This is a genomic window from Streptomyces purpureus, assembly GCF_014648195.1.
GTDB classification, from domain to species: Bacteria; Actinomycetota; Actinomycetes; order Streptomycetales; family Streptomycetaceae; genus Streptomyces; species Streptomyces purpureus.
On the sequence record NZ_BMQQ01000005.1, the window covers coordinates 28,223 to 41,597 of the forward strand.

A 13,375-nucleotide genomic window follows, 5' to 3' on the forward strand; every position below is an offset into this window, starting at 1 on the left:
CGACCCGACGTCCGCGCGGCGCGCGCTCCGCACACGGGGCCCGGGCGGCGGGCAGTCCGGCCCCCGTGCGCCGGAGATGGCGCACCGGGCAGGATGGGGCCATGCAGCCTTCGCGTATCGCGGTCACCGGATCGTCCGGACTCATCGGCTCCGCTCTCGTGCGCTCCCTGCGCGCCGACGGCCATTCCGTGGTGCGGCTGGTACGCCGGCCGGCGCGCGGCGGCGACGAGGTGGAGTGGGATCCCCGGCGCGGTCATGTCGACGCTGCGGGGCTGGCCGGCTGCGACGCCGTGGTGCATCTGGCCGGCGCGGGCGTCGGGGAGCGGCGCTGGACCGAGGCGTACAAGCGGGAGATCCGCGACAGCCGGGTCCTCGGCACCCGCGCGATCGCCCGGGCCGCCGCCTCGCTCGCCGACCCGCCGAAGGTCCTGATCTGCGGCTCGGCGCTCGGCTACTACGGCGACACCGGCAGCCGCGCCGTCGACGAGGACGCCCCGGCCGGCGACGGCTTCCTGCCGTCGGTCTGCGTGGAGTGGGAGGCGGCCGCCGCCCCGGCCGAGGCGGCCGGCATCCGCGTCGCGTATGCCCGTACGGGCCTCGTCGTGGCCCGCGAGGGCGGCGCCTGGGGGCGGCTCTTCCCCGTCTTCCGGGCAGGCGTCGGAGGCCGGATGGGCTCCGGGGAGCAGTACTGGAGCTTCATCGCGCTGCATGACGAGGTCGCCGCGCTGCGCCACATCCTCGACACCGACAGTCTCTCCGGTCCCGTGAACCTCACCGGCCCGGAACCCGTCACCAACCGCGAGGTGACCGCGGCCATGGGCCGCGTCCTGCGCCGCCCGACCCTCTTCACGATCCCGCCGTTCGCCCTGCGGCTCGCGCTCGGTGACTTCGCGCAGGATGTGCTGGGCAGTCAGCGGGTCCTGCCGGGACGCCTCCTGGAGTCCGGGTTCAGCTTCGCGTTCCCGCGGATCGACGACGCGATCCGCGCGGCGGCACACGCCTGACCCCACTCCGCGCCGTCGCACAGCAGCATCATCCGGACACCGCCGGCGACCTGAACCGCCCCCACGACCGGATCCGGCCGCCCCCGACGACCGAAACCGTACGCCCGTGCGACCCCGTGCTCCGGTGACCCGGGTACGCGCGACCCCCACACCCGGCGCCCCTTTCTACCCTCGATCCGAACTCGGGCATTCCGGGGGCCTGTTGGGGGCATGAGCCTCCCACCAGCCGGGCCGACCTCGGGGAGGGGCACGTGCTCAGTACCTCACGTCATACGGACGTCGTCATTGTCGGAGCCGGAATCGCGGGGCTGTCGGCCGCTCATCAGCTGACCAGCGCCGGCGTCACCGTCACCGTCCTGGAGGCCGCGCCCCGGGTGGGCGGGCGGATGGCAACGGAAGTGGTGGACGGCTTCCGGCTCGACCGGACCACTCAGCTGCTCAACACCTCGTACCCGGAACTGCTGCGCCTGCCGGGCCTGGACGGCGCGGCACTGCGGACGTTCTCGCCCGGCGTGCTGGTGCGCGCCGACGGACGGCTCGTCAGGACCGGCGAGGTCGGCGGGGCGCGCTGGGGCTCCCCGCACGGGCTGCGGGGCGGCGCCTACACCGTGGCCCGCGCCCTCGCGGGCTCGCCGCGCTCGCTCGACCAGGCCCGCCTCGGCGCCTCGCTGGCCCGGCTCGCGGCGATCCCGCCCGCGCGGCTGCTCGCCCGGCCCGAACGGACCGCCCGGGAGGCTCTGTCCGCCCGGCTCCCGGCCCGTACGGTCCAGGGGTTCCTGCGGCCCCTGCTTGCGGCGCTGCTGTGCGACCCGGACCTGTCCACGTCCAGCCGGTGCGCCGATCTCGCGCTGCGCGGCTTCGCGCGCGGCCGGCTGTGCGTACCGGAGGGCGGCGCCGCGACCCTGCCCGAGCTCCTCGCGCGGGCGCTGCCGCCGGGCACGGTGCGGACGGGCGTACGGGTGCGGGAGGCGTCGATCAGTTCGGTGGCGACGGAGGAGCACGGCGAGTTCGGCTGCCGGTCGGTGGTCCTTGCGACGGGCGCGCGCGCCGCCGCCGAGCTGCTGCCGGGGCTGCGGGTGCCGTCGTTCCGCCCGGTGACGGTGGTGCATCACACGGCACCGGTCGCGCCGCTGTCCGAGCCGGCGCTGCTGCTTTCGTCAGATCCGTCCGAGCCGGTGAGCCACACGGCGGTGATGAGCGCCGTCGACCCGACGCGCGCCCCGGGGGGCCGGGCCTTGATCACCTCGACGGTGCTGGGGACGCCCCCGCCGGACCTGGACCACCGGGTACGCACCCAGCTCGCCCGGCTGTACGGCTCCCCCACCGACGACTGGGAGCTCCTGGACGTCCATCACGCCCCGGAGGCGGTCCCGGCGATGCTCCCGCCGCACGACCCCCGCCGCCCGGTCCGTCTCCTCGACGGTCTCTACGTCTGCGGCGACCACCGCGACACCAGCACCGTCCAGGGCGCCCTCTTCTCGGCCCGCCGCGCGGCCCACGCGGTCCTGCGCGACTTCGGCATCCGCGCGGGGTACGGGGCGATCCCCCTGGAGGCGGCGGAAGCGGCGGCATGACGCACGGGTGCCCCGGACGGCGTCCCGCCCGGGGTACCTGCCAGGCGGCCGGGGAACCGGGGAGCGGGCCCGCGCGGCCCGCTCCCCGATCGCTGTCAAAATCTGACCGTTGTCAGTCGTCAGTCGTCAGTCATCAGCTGTCAGCCGTCAGCCCTCACCCGTCAGCGGTCAGCTGTCATCGGTCACCAGTCAGCCGGCCACGGTGACCGAGCGGCCCACGCCCCCCGACCGCCGTCCGCCGACCCCCGTCAGCCGATGGCGGCCACCCGGTCCCGGTAGCTGCGGACGGCCGCCGCGTCGCGGTACGGCTCCAGGCGGCGCTCGAAGTCCCGGACGTACTCCACCGCGCGCGCCGAGCGCATCTCGGAGGCCTGCTGGGCCGCCTCCGCGCCCAGGGCGCACGCCTGGTCCAGCTCACCGAGGCCGAGCCGGGCGGTGGCGAGCACGATCCGGCAGAAGAGGCGGCTGCGCGCATAGGCGGGTGAGCGCAGCTGGAGGGACCGCTCCGCGTGCTGCGCCGCCGCCCGGAACTGCTGCAGATCGCGGTGGCAGTGGCCGAACTCGTCGGCGAGCTGCCCCTCGTCGAAGTTCCGCGCCCAGTACGGCACCTCGTCACCGGGCCGCGCCGCCTCCAGGGCCCGCTCCGCGCGAGCCAGGGACGCGCTGCACGCCCGTACCTCACCGAGCACCGCGTGCCCCCGCGCCTCCACGCCGTGCAGCAGCGCCTGCACCACGGGCGGGGCGGCCGACCCGACGCCCTGCTGGGCGACCCGGGCCAGCTGCACCGCCTCCCGCCCGTGCCCGAGGTAGACCGCCTGGCGGCTCATGGTGATCAGGACATACGAGCCGTACGCCCGGTCCCCCGCGGCCTGGGAGAGCCGCAGCGCCTGGACGAAGTAGCGCTGCGCGAGGCCGTGCGCGGCGATGTCGTACGAGGTCCAGCCGGCCAGCCGGGTCAGATCGGCGGCCGCGGCGAACAGCCTGCGCCCGACCGTCTCGCCGTACGTACCCCGCAGCATCGGCTCGGCCTCGTGTTCCAGGTAGCGGACGAGGGCCTGGCGGGCGTGACCACCGCCGTAGGCGTGGTCGAGGGTGCGGAAGAGCTCGCCGACGGAGCGCAGGGCGGCGATGTCACCGCCGGAGACCCGCTGGCCGGGGCCGCGGTCGGTGGTGCGCTGGCGCGGTACGGAGGGGCGGCCCTGGGCCGGCACCCGCAGGCCGGCCGGGCCGGGGTCCCCGCGCCCCACCCGGTCGTCGGGCCGGCCGATCAGCCAGTCACGGCTCGGCACGACCAGCCCGGCCGGGGTGAAGGCGATCTTGCGCAGTTCGGCGTGGCTGCCGGAGTCCTTGCGCCACAGGCCCCCGACGATGTCGACCGCCTCTTCGGGGGTCGCGGCGAATTCGAGGCCCGCGTAGACCGGGGCGCAGGCGTCGAGACCGAGGTCCTGGGCGGAGAGCCGACGGCCGAGGCGCCGGGTGAACACCTCGGCGATCAGTGCGGGTGTCGTGCCGCGCGGCTGCTGCCCGCGCAGCCAGCGGGTCACCGACGTCTTGTCGTACCGGAGGTCGAGCCCGTGCTCCAGGCCGAGCTGGTCCACCCTTCTGGCCAGGCCCGCGTTGGAGAACCCGGCCTCGGCGATGAGCGCGGCGAGCTGGCGGTTCGGGATGCGCTGCGGGGGTCGTTCCGTCATCAGCTGTGCGGTCTCCTGCCTTCCGGGCCCGGGCTGCGGCCCTCATGGAACGGCGTGAATTTAGCGGCCCCCGACGTCCGTACCGCCACCTTCGCCCCACATTCATCCGATCGTGTGAGGATTGGGGGCGGCGCTGACGGGGACCGCGGAATCCGTCGCCGGAGGCCGGGCCCGACCGCCCTGCCCGACCCTCGGCGCGAGCGCCGCCGTACAGTGGCGGGGGCGCGACATGTGCACCATGCAGTTGCTAGGGAGGCGTTGCCGTGAGTGAGCTGCGATTCGCCCGTCTGGGCTTCGGCGAACAAGCCGTCGAGTACCGGACGGCCTGGGACAAGCAGCGCGAGGTGCACGCGGCCAGGTTCGCCGACGAGATCCCCGACACCTGCCTCCTCCTGGAGCACCCGCCCGTCTACACGGCGGGACGGCGCACTGAGGACAGCGAGCGCCCCCTGGACGGGACGCCCGTCGTCGACGTGGACCGCGGCGGCAAGATCACCTGGCACGGCCCGGGCCAGCTCGTCGGCTACCCGATCCTCAAGCTGCCCCGCCCGGTCGACGTCGTGGCGCACGTCCGCCGCCTCGAGGAGGCCCTGATCCGTACGGCCGCCGAGTTCGGCCTGGAGACCACCCGGGTCGAGGGGCGCAGCGGCGTCTGGGTCCTCGGCGACCCCGTCGAGCAGCGGCCGGCGCTCGGCGGGCTGTCGCTGGACTTCGACCCGCGGCTGCACGACGAGGAGTTCGACCCGCGGCTCAACGGCCCGGAGTACGCGCCCTCCAACGCCGGCCAGCGCCGCGAGGACCGCAAGCTGGCGGCCATCGGCATCCGGGTCGCCAAGGGCGTCACCATGCACGGCTTCGCGCTGAACGTGAACCCGGACAACACCTGGTTCGACCGGATCGTGCCGTGCGGCATCCGGGACGCGGGCGTGACCTCGCTCTCCAACGAGCTGGGCCGGGAGATCACCATCGCCGAGGTCCTGCCGGTAGCGGAGCGGCATCTGCTCGATGTCCTGGAGAACGCGGAGCTCAAGCCGCGCCTGGTCGAGCGCCCCGCCGAGGCCGGCGCCGACACCCGGTCCGCCACGGAATCCGCAGGCCAGGGCGTAGTCACGGCCGAACGCGAGGCGGAGACGGCCACCGCCTAGGGAATGCCCGGTCATGGCCAGAGGTTGGCCAGGCGTAAGGCATGCGAAGCAACGGGCGTACCCTGGTGTACGCCGAAGAATCGAAGCTACAGGAGCCGATGTGTCCGCAGTCGCACCCGACGGACGCAAGATGCTGCGCCTGGAGGTCCGGAACAGCCAGACCCCCATCGAGCGCAAGCCCGAGTGGATCAAGACCCGGGCGAAGATGGGCCCCGAGTACACCAAGATGCAGAGCCTGGTGAAGACCGAGGGTCTGCACACGGTCTGCCAGGAAGCGGGCTGTCCGAACATCTTCGAATGCTGGGAGGACCGCGAGGCGACCTTCCTCATCGGCGGTGACCAGTGCACCCGGCGCTGCGACTTCTGCCAGATCGACACGGGCAAGCCCGAGGCCCTGGACCGTGACGAGCCCCGCCGCGTCGGCGAGTCGGTCGTCACGATGGACCTGAACTACGCCACCATCACCGGCGTCGCCCGCGACGACCTGGCGGACGGCGGCGCCTGGCTGTACGCGGAGACCGTGCGCCAGATCCACGAGCAGACCGCGGGCCGCGCCGACGGCCGTACGAAGGTCGAGCTGCTCGCCCCCGACTTCAACGCGGTCCCGGAGCTCCTCGAAGAGGTCTTCGCCTCCCGCCCCGAGGTCTTCGCGCACAACGTCGAGACCGTGCCGCGGATCTTCAAGCGGATCCGCCCCGGCTTCCGTTACGAGCGCTCCCTCGAGGTCATCACCAAGGCGCGCGACTACGGCCTGGTGACGAAGTCGAACCTGATCCTCGGCATGGGCGAGACCCGCGAGGAGATCAGCGAGGCGCTCCAGCACCTGCACGAGGCGGGCTGCGAGCTGATCACCATCACGCAGTACCTGCGCCCGTCGGTGCGGCACCACCCCGTGGAGCGCTGGGTGAAGCCGCAGGAGTTCGTGGAGCTGAAGGAGGAGGCCGACGAGATCGGCTTCTCCGGAGTGATGTCGGGCCCGCTGGTCCGCTCCTCGTACCGCGCCGGCCGCCTGTACCAGCAGGCCATGGAGCGGCGCGGCGAGACCGTCGCGTAGCTCGGGGCGGCCCCGCGCCGTGTGAATTCCCGCACAAGGCATTACCGGCCAGTAACGGCCGATTCGACGCGGTCCATACGTCCCCCGCAGGTCCGGGGCCCGTATGGGCCGCGTCGGCGTGCGGGGGCCGCGTATCAAGGCTTCATTGGTGTTTGACCGGTCGGTCACGTCCTGGTAACACCAATCAGTGAGCCTGGGCTGACTGAACGCGACGAACGCGACCGACCGCCGCGGCGCAACCGCGCACCCCCCACCTCGTCTCATCCACCTGAGGGAGGACCTCCACCATGCAGGCCGCGACCCATGTACGCGCCAGTGCGATCCCGTCCGTCACCGGCGCGCTCCGCGCCGTCGAATCGTTCCTTCTGCGCGGCGGACAGCGCACGGCCCGCCGTAACGCCTGGACGTCCGTCCTCGAGGACCGCCGCCGGGCCAAGGACCGGGTCGAGGCTCAGCATGTGATGGAGGCCGTGGCTGGCCGCGCTTCGCGGGCCACGTAAACTTCAGGACATGGCGAGGAAGGCAAACACAGACAGCGTTGACGCTGATGCGAACCCCGGGCGACTGAAGCAGATCGCCCTGACGTACAAGATGACCCGACGGGCCGACCCGAAGGTGGGTCTTGTCGTCGCGGGTGTCGGCATCGTCACTCTCGGCGTCTTCCTCGGGATCGGTTTCGCGATCGACCATCCCGTCTATCTGGGCATCCTGGGCTTCATCCTGGCCCTGCTCGCGATGGCGATCGTGTTCGGCCGCCGTGCCGAGAAGGCCGCCTTCGGACAGATGGAGGGGCAGCCGGGCGCGGCCGCCGCGGTCCTGCAGAACGTGGGACGCGGCTGGACGACCACCCCGGCGGTGGCGATGAACCGCAGCCAGGACGTGGTGCACCGGGCGGTCGGCCGGGCGGGCATCGTCCTGGTCGCCGAGGGCAACCCCAACCGGCTGAAGCCGCTGCTGGCCGCGGAGAAGAAGAAGATGGCCCGGATCGTGGTGGACGTGCCGGTGCACGACATCGTCGTCGGCAACGACGAGGGCCAGGTGCCGCTGAAGAAGGTCCGCGCGACCATGCTGAAGCTGCCCCGCGTCCTGTCCGGCCCGCAGGTCACGGCGGCCAACGACCGGCTGCGCGCGATGGGCGACCTGATGAGCAACATGCCGCTGCCGAAGGGCCCCATGCCCAAGGGCATGCGGATGCCGCGCGGCGGAAAGATGCGCTGAGGCGCCAGTACGTACGAGAAGGGGCTCCCCGGTCGGACCGGGGAGCCCCTTCTCGTATCTGGCCGGATGCCGTGACTCTGGGAGCTGGATCCGGACCTGGACGGCGCGGACTAGATCCGGACCTGAACGGCGCGCGAGAGGCGGTCGTGCAGGCCGCGGCCGTCGCGGTCCCAGATCAGCGCCGGGACGGCGACACAGACGAGCGCGCTGCGGGCCAGGACCCGGACGATGCCGAGGCGGCCGCCGTCCACGGAGATCACCCGCAGGCCGAAGAGGCGCTTGCCCGGGGTGCAGCCGATGGTGCCGACGGTGAGTACGCTCAGTACCAGGAAGATGAGCAGCGCCCAGTTGCCGGTGGCCTGGTTGTAGCCATGGGTGACCAGGCCGTATGCGATGAGCATGCACAGGGCCCAGTCGACGGCGATGGCACCGATACGCCGGCCGGGGCGGGCGATCGAGCCGGGGCCCTCCTCGGGCAGACCGAGCTGCTGGCCCCGGTAACCGAAGTCGACACCCGCTTCTTCGGCGGCCGCGCGGGGCCCGGAGAGCCATGATCCGATTGCTTGCCTGTTGTCCACCGGACCACGGTACTGCGCCCGTTTTTGATCACTTCGACCCGGGTCGGCTACGGGCCCCGTGGCCGGGTCGCGGGCTGCGCCGGGCGCCCAGCCCGGTTAACTTGGGCGAAACAAATGGGTCACGCTTGAGAAATCCCGCCTGCCTAAGGTCGGGACCAGCGTGTGCCACCGCACTGGCCGCACGACCGAGCTACAGCCCCGCCCGGCCCGGGCGGGAGTAGGAGGAGTTGGATGTTCCAGAACGCCGACGACGTCAAGAAGTACATCGCGGACAACGACGTCAAGATGGTCGACGTCCGGTTCTGCGACCTTCCCGGCGTGATGCAGCACTTCACGATCCCGGCCACGGCGTTCGACCCCGCCGAGGAGCTCGCCTTCGACGGTTCGTCGATCCGCGGCTTCCAGGCGATCCACGAGTCCGACATGGCGCTGCGTGCCGACCTGTCGACCGCGCGGGTGGACCCCTTCCGCCGCGACAAGACGCTGAACATCAACTTCTTCATCCACGACCCGATCACGGGCGAGCAGTACAGCCGCGACCCGCGCAACATCGCCAAGAAGGCCGAGGCCTACCTCGCCTCCACCGGCATCGCGGACACCGCGTACTTCGGCCCCGAGGCCGAGTTCTACGTCTTCGACTCGGTGCGCTTCGAGACCTCGGCGAACCAGGGCTTCTACCACATCGACTCCGAGGCCGGCGCCTGGAACACCGGCGCGCTCGAGGACAACCGTGGCTACAAGGTCCGCTACAAGGGCGGCTACTTCCCGGCCCCGCCGGTCGACCACTTCGCCGACCTGCGCGCGGAGATCTCCCTGGAGCTCGAGGCGGCCGGCCTCCAGGTCGAGCGCCAGCACCACGAGGTCGGCACCGCCGGCCAGGCCGAGATCAACTACAAGTTCAACACGCTGCTCGCTGCGGCCGACGACCTGATGCTCTTCAAGTACATCGTGAAGAACGTCGCCTGGCGCAACGGCAAGACCGCGACCTTCATGCCGAAGCCGATCTTCGGTGACAACGGCTCGGGCATGCACGTCCACCAGTCGCTGTGGTCGAACGGCGACCCGCTCTTCTACGACGAGACCGGCTACGCGGGCCTCTCGGACACCGCCCGCTACTACATCGGCGGCATCCTCAAGCACGCCCCGTCGCTGCTGGCCTTCACCAACCCGACGGTGAACTCCTACCACCGCCTGGTCCCCGGCTTCGAGGCCCCGGTCAACCTGGTCTACTCGCAGCGCAACCGCTCCGCGGCCATGCGTATCCCGATCACGGGCTCCAACCCGAAGGCCAAGCGCGTCGAGTTCCGCGCGCCGGACCCGTCCTCCAACCCGTACCTGGCCTTCTCGGCGCTGCTGCTGGCCGGCCTCGACGGCATCAAGAACAAGATCGAGCCGGCCGAGCCGATCGACAAGGACCTCTACGAGCTGGCCCCCGAGGAGCACGCGGGCGTCGCGCAGGTCCCGACGAACCTCGAGGCCGTCCTCGCGGCCCTGGAGGACGACAACGAGTACCTCCAGGCCGGTGGCGTCTTCACGTCCGACCTGATCGAGACGTGGATCGACTACAAGCGCACCCACGAGATCGCCCCGATCCAGCTGCGCCCGCACCCGCACGAGTTCGAGCTGTACTTCGACCTCTAAGCGGACCGGCAGGTCGCACCGGCGTGACGACGAAGCCCCGCCGCTCTCTTCGGAGAGCGGCGGGGTTTCGCGTTCCGGTGCTGTGCCGTTCCCGTGTTCGCCGGGTGGGTCAGCGGCCGTAGCGGATCAGGGCGCGGACCATGCGGCAGGTGGTGTCGGACGGCGGGTGAATACCGAGGCGCTCCGCCGTGTCGCGTATGGCCCGGTTGTGGGCTCGGGCGGTGTCGTAGACGCCCGAGTCGAGCAGGGCGATCGCCAGGCGCATGGCCTTGAGGCGGCGGTTGTGGTTGATGTACCACTCGCGCGGCAGACCTGCCGGCAGTGGCTTCTTCGTCAGCGGCTTCCAGGGTTCGAGGGACAGCGTCGTGAGCGCGGCAACAGCCATCGGCGACCTCCTGGTGCAAGGGGGTGGGAGCCCTCCCCGGGACCCTCACCTTCATCTACGATTTTAGTGGCCGGCACTGACAATCGCCCCTGGCCAGACGGGCTTTGAGCGGTCCGGCACCGAGCGCGGGGGCGAGGCCGGGGGTACGGTGGCGGGCATGGAGATCTGGATCAATCCCGCCTGTTCGAAGTGCCGCAGCGCGGTGAACCTGCTCGACGCGGAGGGCGCCGAGTACACCGTTCGCCGCTATCTGGAGGACGTACCGTCGACCGACGAGATCCGGGAGGTCCTGGACCGGCTCGGGCTGGAGCCATGGGACATCACCCGGACCCAGGAGGCGGCCGCGAAGGAGCTCGGGCTGAAGGAGTGGCCGCGGGAGGCCGCCTCCCGTGAGCGCTGGATCGGCGCGCTGGCCGCGCATCCGAAGCTGATCCAGCGGCCGATCATCACCGCGGACGACGGCACGGCGGTCGTGGCGCGGACGGAGGAGGCCGTGCGGGACGCGTTGTCCCGCTGACGGTGTGCGGCGCCTGTCAGTTGTCATCGGTCGGTTGTCATCGGTCAGCCGCCATCTGCCGGGCGCCATCCGTCCAGGAACTGGGCGATCCGGGCGTTCATCTCCTCCGGTGCCGCGATCGGCAGCGTGTGGTGCGTGGCGTCCGGCAGCGTCGCCGTTTCCAGCTTCGGGGCGAGGGCGCGCGCCCGGGTCGCGAGCTTCCGGATGTCATGGGCTTTGCTCCGTTCCGCGAGGAGCAGCAAGGTGGGCGGTGTCAGACCGCGCAGCTCGGCCGGGGTCGGGCGAGGACCGGTCACCGGGCGGGTGGTCGGGAAGTCGGCGGTGAGGCCGTCGAGGCGTACCCAGTCTGGGTCGAGGGGCGTGCCGTCGGTCTCCCATTCCATGAAGGAGCGGTTCCGGCCGGGGGTGGGGCGCAGCAGCATCGGCAGGGCGCGGAGCAGGTAGCGGGGGCTGAAGCCGGTGAAGCAGTTCGTCGGGTCGAGGAGGACGAGCCGGTGGACACGGTCGGGGGCCGTGAGCGCGTGGCGGAGGGCGATCCAGGCTCCGTACGAGTGGCCGACGAGGGCTGCGGTGTGCAGGCCAAGGCCGTCGAGGAGAGTGTCGAGCCAGTGGGTCAGGTCGGCGGCGGTCTTCAGGGGCCGGTCGCCGGGGACGCTGCGGCCGGGTTCGCCGATGAGGTCGGTGGCGTGGACGCGGTGGGTGTGGCCGAGATGGGCGGCGGTGGCGTACCAGACGGTGGAGGTGGCGCCGCCGCCGGGCAGCAGGAGGACGGGCGGGCCGTTGTGGGGGCCGTAGCTGTGGACATGGGTGGTGCCGTAGGGGGTGGCGATGTCGTGGTGGGTGGTTCCGTGGGGCCATTTGGCGAGGACGGCGTCGTATGCGGTGAAGAAGTCGCTGGTGGGCGTCGCGGGCATGGTGGGCCTCCCAGGTGAGATGACTCGTGGAGCGATAATCTCGCCGAGCGAGATGTTACGGGCATGAGTGGAGAGGAGGCGGGTCTTTTGTCCGAGGGACGGGAACGCGGATCCGAGGAGGGGCCCGAGCGGGAGATCTTTCATCTGCTCCGGGCCGTCACGGTCGAGTACGGGCTGCGCCAGGCCGAGTTCGCGAGCGACAACGGCATGCACGCCACGGACGTACGTGCGTTGATCTGCCTTCTGGACGCCGAGCGGGCCGGTGTCGAGGCCACTGCCGGGTGGCTGGGCGGGCAGCTGGGAGTGAATTCGGCCGGTACGACGGCTGTGATCGACCGTCTGGAGCGGCTCGGCCATATCGCGCGGGTGCGCGACGGGCGCGACCGGCGGCGGGTCCTGCTGCGAGTGGAGGACCGGGCCAAGGAGCTGGGCTGGGCGTACTTCGGCCCGCTCATCGGCGGTACGGACGCGATGCTGAAGGGCTTCGACGACAGTGAGGTCGCCGCTGTGCGGCGCTTCCTGTCGGGCGTGCTGGGCATCATGGCGGGTTCGAAGGACAACACGTAGTGGGGGAAATGCGGCGAGTGGCGGCGAGACGAGTGGCATGGCGAGCGGCACCGTGAACGGGCTGGGGCGGCTGCGGTTTCCGGAGGAGTACGTCGACATCATCGGCTCGGGTACGGTCCGGGGCGCCGAGGCGGCCTGTACGCCTGACGATGTGACCGTGTTGCTCGGGGAGGACTCCTTCGAGGATGTGACGGAGGACCATCGGTTCCGGTCGTACGGCTCCGACGGGATCGTCGAGTTCTGGTGGCGGCGGCCGGAGGACGACGGGCTGTATTTCAGCGTCAAGCCGTTCCGGCTGGAGGAGCCGCTGTCGATGGCGGTGCTGTTGCGGGCGGCGGAGGCGGCGGGGTGTCCGCTGGAGTTCCAGGGCGGTGAGTCCGGCTGGGTCCGCTATCTGCGTGCCGAGAGCGGGATTCAGGTCACTGGCTGGGAGGACGGCGCGGAGGTGTACTCGCTGTTCTCCGGAGGGGGTACTCCCCCGTCCTACGGGCCGCGCTGGTCGCGGCAGGCGATGAAGGGTTCGCTCGCGTTTCTGCTGGATGTGGACGGCTCTGGGCGCAGGCGCTGGCTGGAGCGCCGGGTGGGGGATCCGGAGCGGCCGGAGTGGTGGTGGAGGGTGCTGGGCGGTGTCTGCGAGGAGTTGATGGAGCGCGGGGGGCCGCAGGAGCGCGGGAAGTGGCTGAAGCTGCGGCTGTGGTTGGCGCGGTCTGGGGGTGCGTACGGGGTTGTGGGCGCCGAGGAGGCGGCGATGGAGCTGTCGTATGTGACACATCGGTTGTACGCGGACGGGGTGTTCGACGCGGACGAGGCCGTACGGGCCTGTCTGGCGGCGATGCCGGTGGCGACGCCGTCGCAGGTGCCGACGCGGGGGACGACCGTACTGGCCCGGGAGAACCTGGAGGCCATGCGGTTGTCGCGGCGGGTGCGGGTGGTGGTGGAGGCGGCCGCGCCACATCTGGGGAGGGTGCGGGATCCGGCCGTGCGGGCCGAGCTGGCTGCCTGGGTGGGGTTGCGGGAGCGGCTGTTCTGATACGAATCCTGGCGTGGCAGGTACGTGGATCGATGTGGCTGAGGCGCTGGGCGCCGA

At 71.7% G+C, this 13,375-nt stretch carries 14 protein-coding genes; 10 read left to right on the plus strand and 4 right to left on the minus strand.

Annotated elements, in window-relative coordinates; translation table 11 throughout:
* Positions 1-101: 101 nt before the first annotated feature.
* Positions 102-1,004: a TIGR01777 family oxidoreductase gene (locus tag IEZ01_RS08800; protein WP_019885685.1), complete on the plus strand. Its 903-nt coding sequence runs from the start codon at positions 102-104 to the stop codon at positions 1,002-1,004.
* A 251-nt stretch (positions 1,005-1,255) separates the two neighbouring features.
* Complete coding sequence (locus IEZ01_RS08805; RefSeq protein WP_019885686.1) at positions 1,256-2,578, plus strand: NAD(P)/FAD-dependent oxidoreductase; 1,323 nt, start codon at positions 1,256-1,258, stop codon at positions 2,576-2,578.
* A 248-nt stretch (positions 2,579-2,826) separates the two neighbouring features.
* Here the strand turns inward: IEZ01_RS08805 and IEZ01_RS08810 are convergent, their stop codons facing one another.
* A complete protein-coding gene (locus tag IEZ01_RS08810) occupies positions 2,827-4,269 on the minus strand; it encodes an NsdA family TPR-like regulatory protein (protein ID WP_019885687.1) in 1,443 nt (480 codons plus the stop codon).
* A 263-nt stretch (positions 4,270-4,532) separates the two neighbouring features.
* Here IEZ01_RS08810 and lipB point away from each other — a divergent pair, with 263 nt between their 5' ends.
* From lipB to IEZ01_RS08830, 4 genes are all read left to right on the plus strand, one after another.
* Positions 4,533-5,414, plus strand: coding sequence for a lipoyl(octanoyl) transferase LipB (lipB, locus tag IEZ01_RS08815; protein ID WP_019885689.1), 882 nt, complete (start codon positions 4,533-4,535; stop codon positions 5,412-5,414).
* A gap of 100 nt (positions 5,415-5,514) precedes the next feature.
* A complete protein-coding gene (lipA, locus tag IEZ01_RS08820) occupies positions 5,515-6,468 on the plus strand; it encodes a lipoyl synthase (protein ID WP_019885690.1) in 954 nt (317 codons plus the stop codon).
* A gap of 287 nt (positions 6,469-6,755) precedes the next feature.
* Entirely contained in the window at positions 6,756-6,968 is a 213-nt protein-coding gene (locus tag IEZ01_RS08825; protein WP_019885693.1) for an SCO2195 family GlnR-regulated protein, read from the plus strand.
* 10 nt (positions 6,969-6,978) lie between these two features.
* Positions 6,979-7,686 (plus strand): DUF4191 domain-containing protein, encoded by a 708-nt coding sequence (locus tag IEZ01_RS08830; RefSeq protein WP_028797443.1) that lies wholly within the window; start codon positions 6,979-6,981, stop codon positions 7,684-7,686.
* A gap of 110 nt (positions 7,687-7,796) precedes the next feature.
* Here the strand turns inward: IEZ01_RS08830 and IEZ01_RS08835 are convergent, their stop codons facing one another.
* Positions 7,797-8,264, minus strand: coding sequence for an RDD family protein (locus IEZ01_RS08835; RefSeq protein WP_189200846.1), 468 nt, complete (start codon positions 8,262-8,264; stop codon positions 7,797-7,799).
* Positions 8,265-8,495: 231 nt separating this feature from the next.
* Between IEZ01_RS08835 and glnA the strand changes: the two genes are divergently transcribed.
* Entirely contained in the window at positions 8,496-9,905 is a 1,410-nt protein-coding gene (gene glnA, locus IEZ01_RS08840; RefSeq protein ID WP_019885697.1) for a type I glutamate--ammonia ligase, read from the plus strand.
* A 109-nt stretch (positions 9,906-10,014) separates the two neighbouring features.
* Here glnA and IEZ01_RS08845 read toward each other — a convergent pair whose 3' ends face one another.
* Complete coding sequence (locus tag IEZ01_RS08845) at positions 10,015-10,290, minus strand: hypothetical protein (RefSeq protein ID WP_189200848.1); 276 nt, start codon at positions 10,288-10,290, stop codon at positions 10,015-10,017.
* A gap of 157 nt (positions 10,291-10,447) precedes the next feature.
* Between IEZ01_RS08845 and IEZ01_RS08850 the strand changes: the two genes are divergently transcribed.
* Positions 10,448-10,807, plus strand: a complete 360-nt coding sequence (locus IEZ01_RS08850) for an arsenate reductase family protein (protein WP_019885700.1) — start codon at positions 10,448-10,450, stop codon at positions 10,805-10,807.
* A 44-nt stretch (positions 10,808-10,851) separates the two neighbouring features.
* Here the strand turns inward: IEZ01_RS08850 and IEZ01_RS08855 are convergent, their stop codons facing one another.
* A complete protein-coding gene (locus tag IEZ01_RS08855) occupies positions 10,852-11,721 on the minus strand; it encodes an alpha/beta fold hydrolase (RefSeq protein ID WP_189200850.1) in 870 nt (289 codons plus the stop codon).
* A 63-nt stretch (positions 11,722-11,784) separates the two neighbouring features.
* Between IEZ01_RS08855 and IEZ01_RS08860 the strand changes: the two genes are divergently transcribed.
* Positions 11,785-12,288, plus strand: a complete 504-nt coding sequence (locus IEZ01_RS08860) for a MarR family transcriptional regulator (protein ID WP_189200852.1) — start codon at positions 11,785-11,787, stop codon at positions 12,286-12,288.
* Between the two features lie 37 nt (positions 12,289-12,325).
* Complete coding sequence (locus IEZ01_RS08865; RefSeq protein WP_189200854.1) at positions 12,326-13,318, plus strand: hypothetical protein; 993 nt, start codon at positions 12,326-12,328, stop codon at positions 13,316-13,318.
* Positions 13,319-13,375 lie beyond the last annotated feature (57 nt).

Excerpts from the sequence above, each read along its gene's own strand:
- IEZ01_RS08800 (WP_019885685.1), top strand. The coding sequence starts at position 102 with ATGCAGCCTTCGCGTATCGCGGTCACCGGATCGTCCGGACTCATCGGC.
- IEZ01_RS08810 (WP_019885687.1), bottom strand. The coding sequence starts at position 4,269 with ATGACGGAACGACCCCCGCAGCGCATCCCGAACCGCCAGCTCGCCGCG.
- IEZ01_RS08825 (WP_019885693.1), top strand. The coding sequence starts at position 6,756 with ATGCAGGCCGCGACCCATGTACGCGCCAGTGCGATCCCGTCCGTCACC.
- IEZ01_RS08830 (WP_028797443.1), top strand. The coding sequence starts at position 6,979 with ATGGCGAGGAAGGCAAACACAGACAGCGTTGACGCTGATGCGAACCCC.
- glnA (WP_019885697.1), top strand. The coding sequence starts at position 8,496 with ATGTTCCAGAACGCCGACGACGTCAAGAAGTACATCGCGGACAACGAC.
- IEZ01_RS08845 (WP_189200848.1), bottom strand. The coding sequence starts at position 10,290 with ATGGCTGTTGCCGCGCTCACGACGCTGTCCCTCGAACCCTGGAAGCCG.
- IEZ01_RS08850 (WP_019885700.1), top strand. The coding sequence starts at position 10,448 with ATGGAGATCTGGATCAATCCCGCCTGTTCGAAGTGCCGCAGCGCGGTG.
- IEZ01_RS08855 (WP_189200850.1), bottom strand. The coding sequence starts at position 11,721 with ATGCCCGCGACGCCCACCAGCGACTTCTTCACCGCATACGACGCCGTC.
- IEZ01_RS08860 (WP_189200852.1), top strand. The coding sequence starts at position 11,785 with ATGAGTGGAGAGGAGGCGGGTCTTTTGTCCGAGGGACGGGAACGCGGA.
- IEZ01_RS08865 (WP_189200854.1), top strand. The coding sequence starts at position 12,326 with ATGGCGAGCGGCACCGTGAACGGGCTGGGGCGGCTGCGGTTTCCGGAG.